Genomic DNA, 20,429 nt, shown 5'->3' with positions numbered 1-20,429 from the left:
GCCCAGCAGTTTGCCTTGCAAATATCCAACAGACAAGGGATGACTTTTAGTAGGGCAAATACATGTTAACATTCTGTTAAATATGACTAATGGTGGGGCAAAGGGAAGTTACAGCACACGCTAAAAGTATTGAGATCAGCGATTCTGTCGTACCTTAACTACTAAGCTTCTTTGTCGTTCTCTTATTTACCAAGACCCTTGATTGATTTTAGTTAATAGCTGGCTAACCTGATCTCGCTGTCCTCTTTGAATCATGTCTAAAGGAGTCATTCCGGAAAATTGTTTCTTCGGTTTAGTCATCCAACGGAGAGCTTTATCAAGGCTAGAAAAGATACTTTCAGCTTCTTTAATTACGGCTACTTCAGATTTATTAGTATGATCTGGTTTTAGGTTTTTCAGATACAAAAGCTGCTGACTCATAGACCTTTCCTTTGGTTGAAACAGGAGTAAAGTTTAACCATCAAATATGGCAAAAAGAATTGACCTACTGCTTAGCTGCCTTTTTTAATAAGAGGCGGCTAGTAATTAGAGTTAACCCAACAATGGCAAAAAAACCAAGTAGCAAATAGATTTGAATTGGGGAAGACATGCGCTTCACTCCTTTATCGTTTCAAATAATCTTAAGAGCTATAGGGTAAAAAGTACACTTAAACCGAACAAGCAAATCTTATAACGCAATAACAATACCCCCTCCTAAACTGTAATGAATTAACTAATTTGGTCACATAATTAGAGTTCTAAGCATGAAGAAAAGTAAATCAAATCATGCTTTTCTGAAAGATCTTTTAATCGCTCGAAACTCGCTATAGGGCAGCTTTAAGTTAAGGACCCCAGACACACTAATGCCAAGTGACCTTTGTCCAGCATCACCAGGTGCGAAACATCGTTGGACATAAATGAGTTTCGAAAAATCGAATATGAGCGACTAATGGATAACTATAGGTATAGAAAGTCGCTTAGATTAATATCCAGTCTGGCTAGAACAAATCAGATTGTACTGTGACCTGATTATTGACAGGGTGAGGCTAATTAAGTCCTGCTACTGTCAATATACTTGAGGTCGAGGTTCATAAGGCTCAATATGAATAATAATGTCTAGCATCTCATTGCTTTCTTTCATTAATCTCAATTTAAAGTCCTTTGCGATATCATGCCCTTCTCTGACCGTTAGATCTGGCTGCACCAGAAGATGGAAATCGACAAATGTTGCATTTCCAGCACGCCGTGATCTGATGGCGTGAACTTCTTTAACGTCGTTATGCTCAGCAGCATGCTGCTGTATTCTACCTATCACCTCTTGACCAGCGCTCCGCTCCGTTATCTCTTGCAAGGAAGGCAATACGATTGACACTGCGCCTTTCAGTATCATAGCTGTAACCAACAACGCGGCAATTTGGTCAAGGTAGTAATATTCAGGGACAAAGGGAGCTGCAATTACAGACAAAACAACAGGTACAGAGCTCAGTGCGTCAGAGCGATGATGCCATGCATTGGCCCTTAATGCCGATGAGCCAACATCGTTGGCACATCGAAATGTCCAACGATAAAGCAACTCTTTGGCCCCAATAGAGCCTAGTGCCGCAACTAACGCCCACATGCTAGGGGCTACTGCTTCGCTCGACCCTATTCGGTCAATAGAGTCCCATGCAATGCCAGCAGCGGTGAACAGCAAAAGTGTACCTATAATTAGATTACACATGGTTTCATAACGATAGTGACCATAGGGATGCTTTGCATCTGCGGGCGCTATCCAATACTGTGCCCCAAACAGAACTACAGCGTCAGTCAGCAAGTCTGAAAAGCTATGTACACCATCTGCAACCAACGCACTACTGCCAGACACACTACCTACAACTATTTTCACAATCGCCAATATGATATTGACCAATGCACCTATGAGTGTAATCTTTCGTATCGCTTCAATCGTTTTCAAAACTACCTTTCCTAGATTTAACCCTTAAACACTTGATACTGTGCAAGTACAACATTACAAACAAAGTTGACAGGCACTGCTTCAGAGTTATTGCACGCTCAGTATACACCCTAATCGTGACTGTTTAGCGCTTCTAAAATCGAACAATTCGTCGCTGGCTCATCAGTGCCACAGCAAGACTGGCTCAACGTTGATAGTGATACACGAAAGAGCTGCAACTCTTGTATCTGAGCGTCGACCTGCGCAAGTTTGCTATCAACGATCGCCTTAGAGTCAGAGCAAGCCCGATTATCTCTATCAACCTCAATAGAGAGTAACTGCTTAATATCTTGCAATGAAAATCCAACTTGTTTAGCTCGTATTACAAATGCCAACTTTTGCTCATCGTGCTGGTTATAGAGCCGATACCCTGCATTGCTACGCGCTGACGGTTGCAGAATCTCGACTTTTTCATAAAAGCGCAGCGTATCAACCTTAATTCGGTGAAGGTTAGCTAACTCTCCGATCCTATACATTCAAAAACCAAATATTATCCGTTAAATCAAGCCTCATAATAAACCCTTGATATAGCTCTAAGGTCAAGGATTTTGCATATAAAAGCCAACAAGATGATCTTTGCAAAAGTGTTGTGAATTAGCAAATTTGGCCACAAAGTTAGAACTCTAAGCATTAGGAAAAGTAAACCAAAACTCAGATAATTGAAATTAGGTTCAATCTCACTCCGGCTCACTTCGGGGCAGAAATTAGTCAGCTTTGATTAAGGTCTGAAGTGGGCAATATCAGATTATTTTTTGACCCATCTGTTTTATTCTTTCTTTTCGAATTTTCCACTCACACCCTCTCTAAACCATTCACTCCTCATTATTACCATTCGTCGCATTGGTAAAACAGCATGACAAATTCTAGCTAACCTTTCAACGTCAACATTTGAAAGGGATTAGAAATCATGACTACTTCACACTCATTTAATTCAGGCTCTACCACTTCTCTGCTTAAGCGTTCATTACTGATTGCGCTTGTTTCGTTTGCACCGTCGTTAGCTTTGGCGAACCCAAGTTCAGACGTGCTTGATATCTACAATCAAGCCGCGCAAGGCAATGAAGACTTGGTTGAGGTGGCTTACGAACGCCTTAATGACACGCTGCAACAAGACGGCGCGACGCCACTGACTTTGGTTTACCTTGGAAGCACAGAAACCCTGATGGGGCGTGATGCGTTCTTGCCTTGGAACAAGATGAAGTTTGTGGAAAAGGGCTTATCAACCATTGATAAATCACTGGTGCTGCTTAAAGGCGAAGACCAACCGATTCATGAGCAACCTCGTGTTCAAGGGCTGCCAGATTCTTACCTAACTCGCGCAATGGCTGCGGTGACTTACACTTCGCTACCAGACATGTTTAACCATTTCGATCGTGGTTATGACCTGTTCCTCTCGTTACTTGCGGAAGATGATTTCCAACAACAGCATTTCGCTGCGACCTCATGGATTTACCGTTACGCCATTACCGCATCGATTCGTGCTGAAGACTTCGAGCAAGCACAGGTGTGGCTTGAAAAAATGGAAAGTACAGATGCTGGCAACATCGAGACAATGACGGCTAAAGCCCTAATAGCGAAAGCCAAATAACAGCTGCGAACGCTTAAGAATGATGGGTCAGCGGAGGACAGAGGAATGATTGAATTTAAAGATATCGGCAAAGCATATGTCACGGGCGGTCAACGTGTTGATGCATTAAACGGGGTCGACGGACATATCCAGCGCGGTGAAATGGTTGCGTTGTGTGGCCCGTCGGGTTCTGGAAAAAGCACACTGTTGAATATTCTTGGATTGTTGGATATGGATTACCGAGGCGAGATCAATATTGATGGCAAAGCGTATCCGACAGAGCAAATCGCCGCTGCGCGTTTTCGTCGTCAGTCGTTGGGTTTTGTATTTCAGCGCTTCAATCTGGTTCCGGTGATGACAGCGCTTGAGAACGTCGCCTACCCATTAATGCTGAACCAATGCTCTAAGCAAGAACAACAGAGCAGAGCGCAAGATATGTTAGAGCGTGTTGGGCTAGGCGAATATGTACATCATCGCCCAGACAACCTTTCAGGCGGCCAGCAGCAACGTGTCGCGATAGCCAGAGCGCTAATCCACAACCCAAGTTTGGTGATTGCCGATGAGCCGACTGCAAGCCTAGACAGCCACACCGCCAACCTTGTGATCGACATTATGAAAGAGCTCGGCCATGAAATGGGCACCACCTTTATTGTCGCAACGCATGACCCAAGAATGGCGCAGCGTTGTGACCGAGTGATTGAGTTAATCGATGGCCAACTGGCACTACAAGCCACAGCAATGGAGGCAATCTCATGGGCAAGTTAACACAAAGAATGAGCACTTTTTTGCTTCCTACCTCGGTGCGTTTGGCTTGGCTTAATTTATTAAGAAACGGTCGACGCAGCCTGCTTTCGGTATTGATCATCGCGATTGCGGTATTTGCGCTGACCAGTGCGGGCGGCTATGGGCTTTACACCTATGAATCTCTGCGTGAATCGACAGCGCGAGATACTGGTCATCTCACTTTGAGCACGCCGGGATATTTTGAACAAGACGAAGACATGCCGTTGAGCAATGGTCTGGACAACGTTCAAGCGCTAACCAAGAGCATTATTGGCGACAGTGACGTGCGTGGTGTGCAGCCGCGAGTCTATTTCAGCGGTTTGGTGTCTAACGGCAGTAAGTCGACCATCTTTATGGGAACGGGTGTTAATGAGCGTGAGTTCGATATGAAACGTCCATTCCTTGATGTGCGCAGCGGGCAAACCCTGTCGGATGTGAAATCCCCAAGATACGACAGCCAAGAGCCACAAGTGATGCTGGGAACTGAACTTGCTCGTAACCTCAAAGTTGTCGTTGGCGACTGGGTAACGCTGCTAGCCACCACCAGTGACGGTGCTTTGAACGCTTTTGATTTTAAGGTGCAGGGTATCTATTCGACGGGTGTGCCAGAGCTGGATAAGCGTCAGCTGTATGTTCACATCACCACTGCTCAAGAGCTTTTGGCCTCAGACAAAGTCAGCACCTTGTCGGTGTTCCTATTTGAAACAAGCAAGACCTCGACCGTACAACAGCGTATCCAAACTGCTTTAGATCGAAATAGCGCGAGCCAAAGCGATCAAGGCACAGAGATCGAGATCACCCCATGGCAAGATCGCGCGTTTTTCTACACCAAGGTTAAAGATCTTTACGATCGTATCTTCGGCATCATGGGCGCGGTGATGGCATTGGTGGTGTTCGTGTCGCTGTTTAACACCATGACCATGTCAGTGACTGAGCGCACTCGTGAAATTGGCACCTTGTCAGCACTCGGCAGTTACCCTTCTGAAATCGTGGCAGGCTTCTTAAAAGAGGCGGGATTGCTGGCACTGATTGGCAGCGCGATAGGCGCGTTAGTGAGTGGCTTAGTGTCGGTGTTATTGCTGGTGGTTGATATCCAAATGCCACCACCTCCCGGCAGAACCGAGGGTTACCCACTCAACATTTATTTCTCATTGGAACTGGTTGGTTACGCCACTTTAGGTGTGCTGACGATATGTTTGCTAGCTGCTTATTTCTCTGCTCGCAAAGGCGTGAATAAGCCAATCACGGAGGCGCTGGTTTATGTGTAAATTTACTCGTTCACTCACTGTTTTAGGTTCTGTATTGGTTTTGGTTCTAGCATCGACACCAAGCTGGGCAGTCGATTCACAACAAGTCACTGAGATGATCGCCAAGGCAGATAGCTACCGCTTGAACAGCGCACAAGCCTCTAAGGTAGTGTCTGTTGTGGCGCTGTATCAAGACGAGCAACTGGACAAAACCCGTGAATACAACGTCTACACAAGGCCAAACCGAGAGTCACTAGTGGTCTTTAAATCAGCCGTCGAGGCTGGGCAAAAGATGCTGATGATTGAAGATAACTATTGGTTGTTGATGCCGAAATCTCGTCGACCAATTCGTATCACACCGATGCAAAAGCTATTGGGCGAAGCCTCGGTAGGGGATATCTCGACGCTGACGTGGAGCGAAGACTACCAAGGGGAGTGGGTTGCCGAGCAACAGGTTGAGATGCCGACTGGCGAGACACTAAATACCCATCACCTAAAGCTCGCGGCGAAAACCAAGGGTGCCAGCTATCAATCGATTGATCTGTGGTTAACGGCTGACCGAGCGTTTCCAGTTAAAGCGGATCTTTATCTGCGTTCAGGAAAGCTGGCGAAACAAGCTTGGTTTACTGAAGGCGTGCGTGATGGCTTACCCACAGTGGTGTCGATGACCTTGCTCGATAAGATTCAGCCAAGCAAGAAAACCGTGATTGAGTACCGCGAAGTGATTGAGAAAAGCTTGGAAGACAAATATTACAACCCTGCTTATTTATCGCGTAACAGCGTATCTGGTCTGTAGGTGGACGTCATGAAAGCTTCCAATCGCCGATTCCACATCAAGTCTTCAATCGCTACTTTGCTTGCCTTGTCTTGTGTGAGTAACACGGTTGAGGCGGACGATCTGAGCTTGGCGTGGGACTGGCAACTTAGCGCTGAGTCGGTTGAATCGAGAGAGTCGCCATTCAGCCCTTTAGCGTCTGATAATCGTCAGTCATTCAATGGCTTGCTGGATCTAGAGATTGGATATGGTAATTGGCTTGGTCTGTTCGCAGTGAAAGCCAACGATATTCTAAGCAACAGCCCTCAAGAACAAGACGCGAGCTTTGAGTCTGAATTCATCGTGCGTGAGTTGCTCTGGCAAGGTGGTGTCGAGCTGTCTAATTCAGCGTTCGGTGACTACTATCTTGATGTCACGCTCGGCAAGGTTCGTTTGGATTGGGGCGTGGGTTATGGCTACCGACCGTTAGACATCATCAAGCCTTACCGTCAGAACCCGGTGGGTATTGTGGCAGAAGAGGGCGCGGGTGTGGCATCGGCGTCGCTGTTCGATATGACGGGCGAATGGACACTGCTTTACAGTGATTCGTCATGGACTTCTCAAGACGTGAATGAGTTTGAAAAGCAGAATCAGCAACAAGGCTTTGGGGTACGTCGTTACAACCTAGTGGGTGATCATGAGTATCAGTGGGTCGCTTATTACGACGATGTACGTCACGGCTTGCTTGGGGCGAGTTTAGTGTCGGTGTTGAACCTCGCTTGGGAGTTTCATGGCTCGGTGGTCTATCAACGACAAAGCCTTGGCTACAGTCAGCCCAACTCGATGCTTAAACCTGTTTATCTTGAAGAGCAGGGCGAGGCTTATCAAGCGTTAGCAGGATTAACATGGGCCAATGACACGGGCCATAATGTGGTGTTGGAATACTGGTTTGATAGTCGAGCTTGGAGCAACTCTGAGTGGCAAAGTGCGATAGAAAGTGCAGAGTCTTTGTCGGTTAATCCAATGACAGCATCACTGGCAGGCTCTTACGCACAAGGCTATCAGCATGCCAATTTGGTTCAACACAACATCATGTTCCATTGGTCATTGGATTCGACACATGGCTGGCTTGAAGATATCACGCCGACATTCGATGTTATGTTGTCTCCACAAGATGGCGGCTTTATTGCTACCCAGTGGCTCAACTATCAGGCTTTAGATAATGGCAATTCATCGTTGGATTTGGAACTTGCTGCACGCTTTCTAGGCGGTAAAAGTGATTCTGCTTACGCCAACTTACCCGATAGTCATATGATTCTTATAAATATCAAAGGACGATTTTAATGAACATTTCTTCAAACAGTCAGTTTCCATGGATTAAAAGTTTCACGCTGACCACTCTGTTTTGTTTCGTCATTGCCATCACCACTCAAACGATTTGGGGTGGAGACCTTGTGGTCAATCTCGCGATAAGCTTTGGTTTTGGTTACAGCGCGGTGGGGTCCTCTTTTATCTTGGTCGAGGTGTTTAAGAGGAAATCAAAGGTGTTTGATGTGGGTATCTCAATGGTGATCGCGATGACCTTTGGTACCTTGAACGCGCACTATTGGTTGAACGGATATTTCGGGACAAATATCTCGGACCTTAAATCTGTAGTGCTATTGGGCGTGATCTTTTGTTCAGTTTGTTATTACTATTTCTATACCCGAGAGCAACAACTACGCGCCGATAACGAATTGGAAGTGGCTAAGCGTCGTCAGGCCGATCAAGAAAAGGTGGTGGTGCTCAGTCAGCTTAAACAACTGCAAAGCCAAATTGAACCGCACTTCTTGTTCAACACACTTGCGACCATCAATGTGTTGATAGAGAGTGATAGCGCGAAAGCCAAGTTGATGCTCGAAAAACTCACCGACTTGTTGCGTGTGACTTTGAAAAACAGCCGCACCGAGCAATCGACCATCGCACAAGAGGTCGACTTGTTAGACGCTTATCTTAATATTCAAAAGATACGTTTGGGTGAGCGCTTAGCGTTCTCGATTGAAACACACGAGATTAGCGATTTGCAGGTGATTCCGCCCTTCTTGATTCAACCCTTGGTCGAGAATGCACTCACGCACGGTATCGAACCCAAAGCCGCTGGTGGCCAAGTGAATATTCGTATTACTCAACAAGCACAGCAGCTAAAAATTGAAGTAGCTGATAATGGCGCGGGGTTGAAAACGCCCTCTGCGAATACGGGTCATGGTGTTGGGTTAAGCAATATTCGTCAAAGAATCGAAACCCTTTATGGCGATAAGGCGAGCCTAACGATTACTGAACACGCTGAAGGCGGGGTAGTGTCGACGATCTTGTTACCGCTGACTGACGCAGCTGCCTAGAATTACAGGTCAGAAAGCACAGAACAGTGACGAAAAATAGACGATTTACAGTGTGAATTTAAAGGATTAACCATGAACAACCCAGCAATACAGCCGAGCGTAACGGCGATTATCGCAGACGATGAAGCACTGCTAAGGCATCATTTAGACAAGAGCCTTGCTGAGGTTTGGCCGGAGCTGGAGATCGTCAGCAAGGCACAAAACGGTTTGGAGGCGATGCAGAGTATTCAGCAGCTTAAGCCCGACGTGGCGTTTCTCGATATTCGTATGCCGGAGCTGGATGGTATCTCGCTCGCGAAACAACTCAACAAGCTAGCTTCACCGCCATTGATTGTGTTTATCACAGCTTATGACGAATACGCGGTCAAAGCCTTTGAACACAATGCGATGGATTACCTGCTGAAACCCATCAACGAAGAGCGCTTACTGGCCACATGTCAGAAGGTTCAAGCGCGTCTGTCGAGCAATCAAACACAATCAGGTATTACACCAGAACAGCCCGATATCACGGCGTTAATGAGTCAACTTCAGCAGTTATCACAATCAACGTCACAACAACCTCCCTATCGATCGCAGCAAAAGCACCTCACATGGCTCAAAGCCAGTGTTGGGGAAGACATTCACCTAATCGCCGTCGATGATGTGGCGTATATCAAAGCCGAAGATAAGTACGTGTCTATATTTAAGAAGGGTCAAGGAGGTTCGCTAGAGGAGTATATCCTTCGCGTATCATTAAAAGAGCTGATTGCGCAGCTTAACCCGGATGAGTTTTGGCAGATCCATCGTTCGGTGGTGGTGAAAGTGTCGGCCATCGATAAGGTGAAGAAAGGGCTCTCAGGTCAGATGTCGGCGTATGTGTCAGGGGAAAAACTACCGATCAGCCGTGCCTCGCAAGCGTTGTTTAAGGGTATGTAGCGAACAAATAAAAGGTGCTACATATCGGCTTTACAATTCATTTATGTAATTTATAAATTAAACACTTTCATACTTATATCGAGTGACTCTAAAATTTTAGTCGTTTGATTTAATGGCGAATTATTACACTTTGGCGATCGGATATATTGGAGGAAAGCCCTTCAAAGAGATCGTTATGAAAGCATACTATTTAGTCGTCGTATTGAGCTCCACATTGCTAGGTTGCAGTTCTACTCCTCAGCAACAAACGTTATTGAAATCCGATCCATATTGGGTCACAGGTGAATTAGATAACGGTTTAACCTACCATGTTTACCCTGACCGAGAACAACCAGTATCGGTACGCTTACTTGTGCATGCCGGCTCTTTTCAAGAGGGCGATCAACAAAAAGGTTATGCCCATTTTGTTGAGCACATGGCGTTTAATGGCAGCAACAATTTTTCAGGAAATGATGTAGTTGAGTTATTTGAGCAATCTGGTGCTAGCTTTGGCGCTGACTTAAATGCTTATACCTCTTATCAAGAAACCCTCTATAAGTTAGATCTACCCGACAACAAGAATCTAGATAAAGCGTTGGCATGGTTTAGAGATATTGGCGATGGTTTACTGCTGTCCGGCGCTGAGATCGAAAAAGAGAAAGGAGTGATATTAGGAGAATTTCGACACACACGAGTTGAAGATAAGCCTCTCTCATTTAAATTCTACGACCATATGGTTGAAGGCACGAATCACCAAACCAACGATCCCATTGGCAATAAAGAATCCGTTTCTAATGCGAATGTTCAAGAGTTAAATAACTATTACCAAGCCTGGTATCAACCTCAGTTAACCGAGGTGATTGTCTCTGGTGATATCACTCTGGCAGAAGTGATCCCTTTGATTGAAGAAACTTTCTCTGATTGGCAAAGAGGCACAACACCGGTTCCCGTAAAGAACACGTCAGCGGATTACAATACTCAAGATTTTGTGGCGTATGGAGCTGGGAGCGAGCCACCGAGCATCGGGATAGTGATTGAGCGTGGGCAAAGAGTGACACAGAGCCATGAGCAACAACATCAGCTTTGGCTAGATGATATTGCTCAACAACTCATCCAACAAAGGTTGAATTCAGATTTTGTTGACGCTGCATTGCCAGTGCAATGGGTTGCTTCGACTCCCTATTTCTTAGAGTACCAAAGGTATTCCATTACTACGCTTGGCTTTCCTATCGATAGTCGAGAGCAAAGCCAGCAGCAGTTTATTTCTACTCTCGCCTCATTGCGTGATTATGGTGTGAGCGAATATGAATTCACGAGTGTGATACAGCAATACCAAGCTAACCTTGATGACATTCAAGCTAACTGGGAGAGAATGGACGCAGTAGCTCATGCTGACGGTAAGTCGACGGCGCTGGTGATTAACCAAACGGTTCAATCACAGCTTGATTATAAGTCGAGCTTGAAAGAGTTTCTTTCGAGTACGGATCTGGAAGCCGTAAATGATAATTTAGATGATTTACTTTCTAGTCCATATATTTTGGGATTAGGTTTATCGTCTAAAGAAGACTTGCAGGCAATGAATAACGAGCTAAAAGATGTCAGAAAAGCCTATAAAAAGACAGGTAACAGACCATTGCTCGTTACTGCAAGCTCGGCGTTTAGTGTACCAGCGTCTCAAGGTGAAATTGTAAAACAAGTTCAGGTGAGTGACGATCCTAATTTGAAGCAATGGACACTAAGCAACGGCATTGAAGTTTTGTATCTCCGTAACTCTGAGGCTGGTAATAGTGTTGGGGTTTACTATGCAAGTGAGGGAGGAAAAGCGGCGTTGGATCCTTCGCTGTTTCCTGCTGTAGAGATTGCTCTGCCAGCTTCGATTCGTAGTGGTGTTGGTAAATTTAGTGGTTCGGAGTTAACCGCTCACTTGAGACGCGAAGACATTGAAATCTACCCCTTTATCAACTTTACTCATCATGGTTTAGAAATAAGCGCCAAGAAAAAGACGCTTGCAGAGGGTTTAGCTGCGCTCCATACCATTGTAACCGAACCTAAAATAGACAGTGCCCAGCTTGAGGCTGTGAAGTCTGAATTTGCTCAAGATCGTACAGCATATTTAGAAACACCAGTTGGTCAGTTTATTCAGATGGTTAATCGCAATAGCTATCAAACAAGCAGCCGTCACATGATGCTTGAAGGTGACGATATTAAAGCTGTCACGTCGCAAGATATACTAGACGTACAGCATCAACTCTTTCAAAAATTAAGAGACAATACATTGGTTATTGTCGCTGATATTAACCCCGCTGAAATTAAGCCTCTTGTGCGTCAATACGTTGCATCGTTGCCATTAGAAGCCGCTGTGTCTCCTGATTATCAGGTGGCTTATAGTCCTGATTCGAAAGAACGAATGGATATATCCGTCAATAATGAAGACAGCAGTCAGTATTTATTGCGTGTGATTTCCCAGCAAGCTCGGGATCAAACCGCAAAAGATGTGTTTATGGACGATATGCTTCAGCGCGTGTTGTCGAGCCGTTTAACGGCTTATGTTCGTGAAGAGTTAGGTTTGGATTATGCGCCTTATGTGTACTCGGTTGCACAAGACAGTGAGCCGAGTTATGACTGGTTAATCGGCTCTTTAACGGCTCCAGAAAACTCAGATAAAATTGAACAGGCGATTGATAAGGTCATTGCTGAAGCGGCAAAAGGGATTTCTGAAGATGAGACTCGAACGGCCGCTAAGCAGCTTGTAGCGGACCTTACTCCACTTAAATATAAGCCTACCGAACAAGCTTGGTTTATTTCTCGTTATTTGATTCATGACTATGGTTTTGAGGTGTTGTTCGACCTGCAGGGGACGGCAGACTCAATTTCTAGTCAAGACATGACAGAGTATGCGAAAGAAATTTTTGGTGATAACAGCTATCAGCTGAAGAATTTGTTAAGCCCACAAGGTTAGGTCTAGTTAGGTGAGTGGTTTTTCTTGAAAGCCGCTTCTACTTTTTTATGTGGATTCACTTACAAGCCAAATGTTCAAGCATTTGGCTTTTTATTGCACTGACAAGCGAGTCTAAAATCGATGTAATAGGCTCTTATCTAAATGCCTATTTAAATGAGCACAGCGATCTTACATAACGATTGATGATTTATAAAATAAAGATCTAGATCACAAAGATACTCATCCGGTTCAATATTAAATAATAATCGTTAGCTCAATCTGTATATTGTCGATGAATGACATTAAGAGGTTGTTATGAAAACATATTATTTAGCCACGGCTCTATGCCTCACCTTAGTTGGCTGTAGCTCAACATCAAAAACTACTGAAACGCCAATCCAGCCGGATCCGGCATGGACTTCAGGCCAACTAGAAAATGGCCTTACTTATCATGTTTATCCAGATCATGAGGACTCTGTCTCTGTGCGTTTAGTCGTGCACGCGGGCTCAATTCAAGAGACTTCTCAACAAGAAGGCTACGCGCACTTTTTGGAACACATGGCATTCAATGGCAGTAAGAATTTCTCTCAAAATGATGTGATTCGTCTATTCGAAGACGCAGGCGCTAGCTTTGGTGCTGATATTAATGCCTACACCTCTTATGAAGAGACGGTCTACCAGTTAGATTTGCCAGATAACATTCAATTGCAGTCTGCTTTGACGTGGATGCGTGACATTGGTGATGGCCTGGATCTATCAAGTTCAGAAGTCGAAAAAGAAAAAGGCGTGGTTCTTGGTGAGTTCCGTATGGCTCGCCTCGATGATAAGTCATTCGGAGATATATATTATGATCACTTCATTGAAGGCGGCCCGTACGAATCACAAGATGCACTAGGGACGAAATCGTCGATCGTGAATGCTACTCCTCAAGGCATCACCAACTTTTATCAGACTTGGTATCAACCTCAAATAGTAGAGCTGGTCGTTTCTGGTGATGTGGACATCAAAACCGTGATTCCACTCATTGAAGAAAAGTTTTCTAGCTGGGAGCGTGGTGATACGCCGAGACCAGAGAAACAGAAAACGACGTCATTCAATGAAGGTGATTATGTTGAGTACGCAGGAAGAGAAGCGCCAAGCATCACTCTGACGTTTAACCGAGGTTTAAATAGAGTTGAAAATCATGCTCAGCAGCATCAACGCTGGTTAGATGAAACCGCTCAACAATTGATTCGACTACGATTAGAAGCGGTGTTCAATGATGCTGCGCTGCCGACTCAATGGATAGCATCTGATGGCTATCAGATGGGCGCTCTGCACTATTCATCAATAAGTGTTGGGTTTCCGGCTGGAGACCGTGAAGTTATCCAACAAGAGCTGCTTTCTACATTGGCGTCATTGCGTGATTTTGGTGTTTCGGAAACGGATATTGCTGGCGAACAGCACTACTACCAAGACTTGCTGGATAACATCGAGCATAACTGGGATAAAATGGACAGTGTTGAACACGCGAATTACAAAGTGAGTGCGTTAGTCAATGATCGAATAGTCCAATCACAGAAAGATTATCAAGCTAGCTTGGAAGCTTTCATCGCTAACTTGAGCCTTGAAGTGATTAACGACAACATCAAGAATTTACTTTCTGATGATTACTTTATTGTTATTGGGATGGACGACTCTGAAGACAGAGCAGCGATCATCAACTCTCTCGATAGTTTAAAAGCCACGTATAGCGAGGCGGGAGTTCCGCCGCTTGCGATTGGAACAGCGAGTGCTTTTGCTGTACCTAGCTCGCAAGGCGAGGTTGTACTTGCTGAACAAATGTCTGTCGACCCATACATCCAAAAGTGGACGTTAAGCAATGGCATCGACATGTGGTACCTGCGTGATTATGAGGCAGGTGATGATGTTGGGGTGATGTACATGAGCCTCGGCGGAAAAGCGGCTTTGGATCCGAACTTGTACCCAGCGGTTGAGGTTGCGTTACCTACCTTCGCTCGAAGTGGTGTCGGTGAGTTTACGGGCTCTGAGCTTTTAGCGTACTTTGATCGTGAAAATATTAGCGCCGATTCTTTCATTGGTAATACTCGTCATGGTATTGAATTTAATATCAGTAAAGACGGACTTAAAGATACGTTTGCTGCGCTTTATACCTTCATAACTGCGCCTAAAATTGTTCCCGAGCAGTTAGAGGCAGTGAAACAGGAGTTTGTACAAGGTCAAGAATCTTTCTTGAGCAGCCCTGTTGGTCAGTTTGAGCGCGCAAGAAACCAGAATATCTATCGTCAAGACAGTCGTCACCTCTTTGTTGATAAAGAACGTGTTGAAGCGGTTTCTGTGGAAGACGTCGCTAATCTTCATCAGCAATTGTTTGGTCAAATGAGGCATAACCAATTGGTGATCGTGGGTGACATCGACCCAAGTGAATTAAAGCCTTTGGTTGAGCAATACTTGGCTTCGATTCCATTAGAAAAAGCTGAGGTTCCTGAATTTAAGGTGGCTTACAAACAGCCATCTGAATCACGCATTGATTTAGCGATCAACAATGTGAATAGTGCAGAGTACATCTTACGAGTCATCTCTGAACCTGAACCTGAACCTGAAGCCGAAACCGACCAAGGCGTAACGGCAAAAGATATCTTCATGGAAAACTTGCTAGAACGACTGCTGGCGACTCGCTTAGATGCTTATATTCGTGAAGAGTTGAGCTTAGATTACTCGCCATATACGTATTCAGCATCAGCAGATAGTGAGCTGAGTGGCGAGTGGGTTATCGGGGCGATGGTAGCGCCGGAGAACGTTGACCAAGTCGAAGTGGCGATCGATAAAGTGATTGCAGACCTTTTACAAGGCGTCTCTGAAAAGGAAATGCACGCAGTCGTGAAACAGTTTGAAGCGGACTTCACACCTCTCGAGATGAGCTCTATTGACCAAGCATGGTACCTGTCTCGTTATTTACTTCATGGTTATGATATCGAAGCTTTGTCTCAAGTTGAGCGAGTGGCGAGGTCGATCACTGCGGAAGACATGAATCAACTTGTCCAACGCATCTTTGGTGAAAATAGCCGTAAGGTTAAGAACATCATGCGTCCTAAAGCCTAAAGCCTAAAGCCTAAAGCCTAAAGCTTGAAGCTTGAAGCCAACAGAAAGAGACAACTCAAAGCCAAGCGAGCACCGCTTGGCTTTCTTGTTTTTCTACTATTCATAACATCTATCCATCACCAGTTGTTAAGCCGTTTTAGATCTATGTAAATCTAAATTGCGAGGGTGCTTAATCGGTTGCATCGAATCATTTTCTAAAAAAATGTTTTAAATCAAGACAGCGTTTCATTTGTATTGTAGATTGACGATCTACGAGAATGTTGTTTGGATATTAGATTGCTTAAACTGGGTACCCGATTAGTCTTAATGTTGTTTTTACTGAGCTTTGGCTTAGTGAATTCTAACGGCTATTCGTTGCCTTCTAAGCCATTTCAAATATACTCGGCTCAAGAGCAATCTTCAAAAAATGATCTTTGTAAACAAGCTGATACGGATAATCCGTCGAGCTACTTAGAGTGCGATAAGGCTCAGTTTGGCACAGTACCTTCTGGTGACAGTTCCAACTATCACGACACCGAATCAAGCCTTCAAGCAGCAAACTTCAGACGTATGCTCAGTAACGAGCAAGAAAGCGTGGCCGATCTTGAGCCTGCTTATCACCTACTGATCGACTTCTCTCCCCCTTCATTACTGGCTTCTCTGCTTTTCAACACACCGTTGTTGGATTCCAAGCAGCACTGGACCAGCATTGTGAGTTCTCCGTCCTCCCGGCTTGCTGGGTGGAAAGAGGGCAACATCCAATACTCGCATTTCCGAGAACTTCTTAGCTAATCGTTTGACCCTAAATTGGTCGTATCGATGGCGCCACTTGTGCCCGTTGAACTCGCCAATTAACCAAAACAAACATAGCGACATCAGCTTTAGCATCACTATCTTTCAATCAGCTTGTTCTGGTTGCGATTAGCCATTGCTCGTGTTCGCAAAATATTAGTTCAAAGAAGAGATCTTGACTGTGAAAAAACGCATTCAAAGAAAACAAATAAACCACTACTCAAAGTGGAAATACGTGGTGCTTATCGCCACTATCATCATCATGGTTCTGAGTGCTTTACCTTCTTGGTATGGCGAGAATGCATCGGTTCAAATTAACAATCGTTCCGAACAGACCATCGATGCGAGCCAAATTACCCAATACCTTGCGAGCGAAGGCATTCAAGCCAAATCGGCATTTCAAAAAGACAACCGTTTGGTTGTGATCTTGGAAGATGCAGAGCAACAAGCGAAAGCCAAAGAGGTGCTGAATGAGCGCCTATTGGACAACGCGACGGTTGCGCTAGCGATGGAGCCAGCAGCACCGAAATGGTTGACTGACATGGGCTTCGCACCGATTCAGCTAGGCCTTGACTTACGTGGTGGTGTGCAGTTCCTGCTAGAAGTGGACATGGAACCGGTTTACCACGCACAAGCGCAATCTGTGGTCGATGAAATCACCAGCCAAGTACGTTATGCACGCGGTAAAGTGGTGAACAACCAAGTTGAATTTAACTTCCGCACTGATGCAGATTTCGAGAAAGCACAAAAACTGATTCGTGAAGAGTTCCCACAATGGCAGCGTGACCGTTCAGATAAATCGCTAACGTTAACTCAGTCTGAAGAAGAACAAAGAACGCTACGCAACCTAACGGTTCAACAAAACCTGCAAATCATGCGCAGCCGTATTGAAGAGCTAGGCATCACTGAGGCATCGATTCAACGCCAAGGTGAAAGCCGTATCCGTATCGAATTACCGGGTGTACAAGACCCTGCAGCTGCGAAAGACGTGATTGGTGCTACGGCTTCATTAGCGTTCTACTCTGTGTACGACAACGCAACGCGCAATACTCAAACTCTGAAAGATTCAGATGGTAATCGTGTCGTGGTTGCTCGCAAAGCAGTGCTGAGCGGTGAACACATTATCGATGCACGCAGTGGCATTGGTGAAATGGGCAGTGCAGAAGTAAACATCACGCTTGATTCTTCTGGTGGTAAGAAAATGTCTGAGTTTTCTCGCCATAACATCGGCAAGCCAATGGCAACCGTTTACAGCGAATACAGCCGTGACAGAGCCGGTAACAGCGAAAAAACCAGTGAAGTGATCAGTGTGGCGAACATCCAATCTCAATTGGGTAGCCGTTTCAGAATTACTGGTGCAGGCAGCATGGCAGACGCACAAGAGCTTGCTCTACTGCTACGTGCAGGTTCATTAACAGCGCCTGTTACCATCATTGAAGAGCGTACCATTGGCCCATCTCTGGGTGCTGAAAACGTAACGAATGGCTTTGCTGCTTTGGCTCTTGGCCTTGGTCTTACTCTAACGTTTATGGCGCTATGGTACCGCCGCCTTGGTTGGGTCGCGAACTGTGCATTGGTGGTTAACATGACCACGTTGTTTGGTTTGATTGCTTTGCTACCGGGTGCGGTATTAACTCTGCCGGGTATTGCGGGCTTGGTACTGACCGTTGGTATGGCGGTAGACACTAATGTGCTTATCTTCGAGCGTATTCGAGACAAGATGAAAGAAGGGCGCAGCTTTGCTAGCTCTATCGATCGTGGTTTCGATAGCGCATTCTCGTCAATTTTCGATGCTAACGTCACCACCATGATCGTTGCTGTGGCTCTATACACAATCGGTAATGGACCGATTCAGGGCTTCGCTCTGACACTGGGTTTAGGTCTTCTAACCAGTATGTTCACGGGCATTTTTGCTTCACGAGCGATCATCAATTTGGTTTGGGGGCGTGACCAACGCCACGATGTAAGGATTTAAGCATGAGTACTTCAAAAATGACTATTTCAGACCGCTATTTTTCAAATAGCTATATTTCGGATAAGAATATGACTCGCCTTCGTAAGGTGATGTCTGCGATATCTATTGTGCTGTTCATGAGCTCTGTGATGCTGGTGGCGGTGAAAGGTTTTAACTGGGGCTTGGACTTCACAGGTGGTGTGGTTGCTGAGGTTCAGCTCTCTGATCAAGTCACCAAAGATGCGTTAAAAACAAAACTTGATACGGCTTTCCAACAAGACGTGCAAGTGGTTGGTATGGCAGAGCAGGATCGCTGGACAATCCGTTACAGCCAACTGACAGACGCCCCACAGCCAAACTTAGTGGATGCTTTGTCTTCTGTAAGTGACCAAGTAAAAGTGCTTAACAGCAGCGTGGTTGGCCCTCAAGTAGGTCAAGACATGGTTGACCAAGGTGGCTTGGCGGTATTGGTGTGTTTCCTAATGATCATGCTGTACCTAAGTGTTCGATTTGAATGGCGTTTGGCACTCGGCGCGCTTGCCGCGATCATCTATGACGTGACGCTTATCTTGGGTCTGTTCGCTTTTACTCAGTTTGAGTTCAACTTGACCGTATTGGCGGCCGTGCTAGCGATTCTCGGTTACTCATTGAATGACTCGATCATCATTGCCGACCGTGTTCGTGAAATGCTGCGTGGCAATCCAAATGGTGACACTGATAACCTGCTTAACGAATCGGTTAAAGCGACTTTCTCACGAACAATGGTGACTTCAGGAACAACGCTAATCACTGTATCTGCGCTTTGGCTGCTTGGTGGCGCGGCACTGCAAGGTTTCGCGATTGCACTGGTTGTAGGTATTGTCAGCGGTACGTGGTCTTCAGTTTCGGTAGGTATTACACTGCCTAAGTTACTTGGCCTACAGCCTTGTCACTACCAAGTGAAAGCGCCGGTAGAAGTTGAGGGTGAGTACCCTTAGGCTCTCTATGGGTTAACTGTACGACTTAGTCAGTAACGTCAACAAGCCCTTCGTTTATAACAAAACGAGGGGCTTTATTTTTTATAAGAGTCAAACAGTTACAGAAAGAGAGCCTATTTCAAAAAACGATGGATTGAACAGGCAAGCCCTCATGATATGAAGTATGTTTAGATGATGTTCGTAGAAATGAGGCAAGGGAATGGAATATCGACATCAATGTCATGTAGGCGACCATGGTGATGCGCTAAAGCATCCAGTATTGAGTGCACTTGTTCAGTCATTAATGCAGCAACATTCATGCCTCAATGTTATCGACACCCACTCTGGTACAGGGTGTTATGACCTCAACACTGCACCCAGTAATCATGCTGGTGAGTTTGCCGAAGGGGTCGGGTACTTGTGGCGAAACAAGGCTTATCTTCCTCCGGCATTCGCTTCTTTTATGTCGGTGCTGGAATACTACAATCCGAACCAACTTATCTCTCTCTATCCGGGTTCTGCAGCCATCACCTACCAACAAGGCCGCAGCCAAGATAGCTTCTATTTTTCAGACATTCAGCAAGATGAAGCCGACTTATTACAAACCAACATTGAGAAGCTGCAACGCGATCTTGATGTTTCAAGTAAGCTCACCATTACCGCTGGCGATGGCTTGAAAGCACTGCCTGACGGCATAGCAAAACACGACAACCATCACCTGATTGTTATCGACCCGCCCTATGAAACCGATTCTGAATATCTCGCGGTGATCGATGCCTTGGTTAAGGCGTATCAGCAATCTGAGAAGGTATCTGCCTTGATTTGGTATCCACTTTATACGGATGACAAGAGCTCACTGATTCTGAACCACTGTGTGACAGCGGTGAAAGATGGTTTGCTACCCAGTCCGATTAAGTCGGAGCTTCGCCTTCGAGATCCCAAGGGTGATGATCGCTTGATCGGCAGTGGTTTGCTGTTATTTAACCCACCACAAGGCATTGCAGGGACGGTTGCTGACACGCTAGATTATTTACATAGTCAGCTTGCAACCAATGGTGAAGGCTATTGGCAAATGAAAAGTCTATAAGCCTGATATGTAGGGGCTTTTTGGTG

General features: G+C 45.4%; 16 protein-coding genes. 13 read left to right on the top strand and 3 right to left on the bottom strand.

The window, feature by feature from the left end; translation table 11 throughout:
• Positions 1-186: 186 nt before the first annotated feature.
• The 3 genes from OCV19_RS22580 to zntR all read right to left on the bottom strand — a co-directional run bounded on the left by OCV19_RS22580 (position 187) and on the right by zntR (position 2,448).
• Positions 187-420, bottom strand: coding sequence for an MbcA/ParS/Xre antitoxin family protein (locus OCV19_RS22580; RefSeq protein WP_065676045.1), 234 nt, complete (start codon positions 418-420; stop codon positions 187-189).
• Between the two features lie 625 nt (positions 421-1,045).
• The gene (locus OCV19_RS22575) at positions 1,046-1,933 is read right to left on the bottom strand and encodes a cation diffusion facilitator family transporter (protein WP_065676044.1); all 888 of its coding nucleotides are present in this window, start codon (positions 1,931-1,933) and stop codon (positions 1,046-1,048) included.
• 110 nt (positions 1,934-2,043) lie between these two features.
• Positions 2,044-2,448, bottom strand: coding sequence for a Zn(2+)-responsive transcriptional regulator (gene zntR / locus OCV19_RS22570; protein ID WP_065676043.1), 405 nt, complete (start codon positions 2,446-2,448; stop codon positions 2,044-2,046).
• Between the two features lie 431 nt (positions 2,449-2,879).
• On the opposite strand from zntR, the gene OCV19_RS22565 reads away from it, so the two are divergent.
• The 13 genes from OCV19_RS22565 (at position 2,880) to rlmJ (ending at position 20,403) form a co-directional block, all read left to right on the top strand.
• Positions 2,880-3,560 (top strand): hypothetical protein, encoded by a 681-nt coding sequence (locus OCV19_RS22565; RefSeq protein ID WP_065676042.1) that lies wholly within the window; start codon positions 2,880-2,882, stop codon positions 3,558-3,560.
• A gap of 45 nt (positions 3,561-3,605) precedes the next feature.
• Positions 3,606-4,304, top strand: a complete 699-nt coding sequence (locus tag OCV19_RS22560; protein ID WP_065676041.1) for an ABC transporter ATP-binding protein — start codon at positions 3,606-3,608, stop codon at positions 4,302-4,304.
• Positions 4,292-5,590, top strand: a complete 1,299-nt coding sequence (locus OCV19_RS22555; protein WP_065676040.1) for an ABC transporter permease — start codon at positions 4,292-4,294, stop codon at positions 5,588-5,590. Before OCV19_RS22560 ends, OCV19_RS22555 begins: the two co-directional genes overlap by 13 nt.
• On the top strand, positions 5,583-6,365 hold the full coding sequence (locus OCV19_RS22550) for an outer membrane lipoprotein-sorting protein (protein ID WP_065676039.1): 783 nt from the start codon (positions 5,583-5,585) through the stop codon (positions 6,363-6,365). Before OCV19_RS22555 ends, OCV19_RS22550 begins: the two co-directional genes overlap by 8 nt.
• Positions 6,366-6,374: 9 nt before the next feature.
• On the top strand, positions 6,375-7,667 hold the full coding sequence (locus OCV19_RS22545) for a hypothetical protein (RefSeq protein WP_065676038.1): 1,293 nt from the start codon (positions 6,375-6,377) through the stop codon (positions 7,665-7,667).
• Positions 7,667-8,701 (top strand): sensor histidine kinase, encoded by a 1,035-nt coding sequence (locus tag OCV19_RS22540; protein ID WP_065676037.1) that lies wholly within the window; start codon positions 7,667-7,669, stop codon positions 8,699-8,701. The genes OCV19_RS22545 and OCV19_RS22540 overlap by 1 nt, the downstream gene beginning before the upstream one ends.
• A gap of 72 nt (positions 8,702-8,773) precedes the next feature.
• The gene (locus OCV19_RS22535; RefSeq protein WP_065676036.1) at positions 8,774-9,616 is read left to right on the top strand and encodes a LytR/AlgR family response regulator transcription factor; all 843 of its coding nucleotides are present in this window, start codon (positions 8,774-8,776) and stop codon (positions 9,614-9,616) included.
• 175 nt (positions 9,617-9,791) lie between these two features.
• Positions 9,792-12,554, top strand: a complete 2,763-nt coding sequence (locus OCV19_RS22530; protein ID WP_065676035.1) for a M16 family metallopeptidase — start codon at positions 9,792-9,794, stop codon at positions 12,552-12,554.
• Between the two features lie 294 nt (positions 12,555-12,848).
• Positions 12,849-15,635 (top strand): M16 family metallopeptidase, encoded by a 2,787-nt coding sequence (locus tag OCV19_RS22525; RefSeq protein WP_065676034.1) that lies wholly within the window; start codon positions 12,849-12,851, stop codon positions 15,633-15,635.
• Between the two features lie 306 nt (positions 15,636-15,941).
• Entirely contained in the window at positions 15,942-16,406 is a 465-nt protein-coding gene (locus OCV19_RS22520) for a hypothetical protein (protein WP_065676096.1), read from the top strand.
• A gap of 175 nt (positions 16,407-16,581) precedes the next feature.
• On the top strand, positions 16,582-18,381 hold the full coding sequence (gene secD, locus OCV19_RS22515; protein ID WP_065676033.1) for a protein translocase subunit SecD: 1,800 nt from the start codon (positions 16,582-16,584) through the stop codon (positions 18,379-18,381).
• Positions 18,382-18,383: 2 nt separating this feature from the next.
• Entirely contained in the window at positions 18,384-19,337 is a 954-nt protein-coding gene (secF, locus tag OCV19_RS22510) for a protein translocase subunit SecF (RefSeq protein ID WP_017061264.1), read from the top strand.
• A 199-nt stretch (positions 19,338-19,536) separates the two neighbouring features.
• A complete protein-coding gene (gene rlmJ, locus OCV19_RS22505) occupies positions 19,537-20,403 on the top strand; it encodes a 23S rRNA (adenine(2030)-N(6))-methyltransferase RlmJ (RefSeq protein WP_065676032.1) in 867 nt (288 codons plus the stop codon).
• The last annotated feature ends 26 nt before the right edge of the window (positions 20,404-20,429 follow it).

This window comes from Vibrio celticus, assembly GCF_024347335.1.
Taxonomy (GTDB): Bacteria; Pseudomonadota; Gammaproteobacteria; order Enterobacterales; family Vibrionaceae; genus Vibrio; species Vibrio celticus.
The sequence above is the reverse complement of the archived record's forward strand: the minus strand, read 5'-3'. Positions and strand labels throughout refer to the sequence as shown.

Coding starts and splice junctions, on each gene's coding strand:
- zntR (WP_065676043.1), bottom strand. CDS start 2,448: ATGTATAGGATCGGAGAGTTAGCTAACCTTCACCGAATTAAGGTTGAT.
- OCV19_RS22530 (WP_065676035.1), top strand. CDS start 9,792: ATGAAAGCATACTATTTAGTCGTCGTATTGAGCTCCACATTGCTAGGT.
- OCV19_RS22525 (WP_065676034.1), top strand. CDS start 12,849: ATGAAAACATATTATTTAGCCACGGCTCTATGCCTCACCTTAGTTGGC.
- rlmJ (WP_065676032.1), top strand. CDS start 19,537: ATGGAATATCGACATCAATGTCATGTAGGCGACCATGGTGATGCGCTA.
- OCV19_RS22535 (WP_065676036.1), top strand. CDS start 8,774: ATGAACAACCCAGCAATACAGCCGAGCGTAACGGCGATTATCGCAGAC.
- OCV19_RS22580 (WP_065676045.1), bottom strand. CDS start 420: ATGAGTCAGCAGCTTTTGTATCTGAAAAACCTAAAACCAGATCATACT.
- OCV19_RS22565 (WP_065676042.1), top strand. CDS start 2,880: ATGACTACTTCACACTCATTTAATTCAGGCTCTACCACTTCTCTGCTT.
- OCV19_RS22555 (WP_065676040.1), top strand. CDS start 4,292: ATGGGCAAGTTAACACAAAGAATGAGCACTTTTTTGCTTCCTACCTCG.
- secF (WP_017061264.1), top strand. CDS start 18,384: ATGAGTACTTCAAAAATGACTATTTCAGACCGCTATTTTTCAAATAGC.
- OCV19_RS22550 (WP_065676039.1), top strand. CDS start 5,583: ATGTGTAAATTTACTCGTTCACTCACTGTTTTAGGTTCTGTATTGGTT.
- OCV19_RS22545 (WP_065676038.1), top strand. CDS start 6,375: ATGAAAGCTTCCAATCGCCGATTCCACATCAAGTCTTCAATCGCTACT.
- OCV19_RS22520 (WP_065676096.1), top strand. CDS start 15,942: ATGTTGTTTTTACTGAGCTTTGGCTTAGTGAATTCTAACGGCTATTCG.
- OCV19_RS22540 (WP_065676037.1), top strand. CDS start 7,667: ATGAACATTTCTTCAAACAGTCAGTTTCCATGGATTAAAAGTTTCACG.
- OCV19_RS22560 (WP_065676041.1), top strand. CDS start 3,606: ATGATTGAATTTAAAGATATCGGCAAAGCATATGTCACGGGCGGTCAA.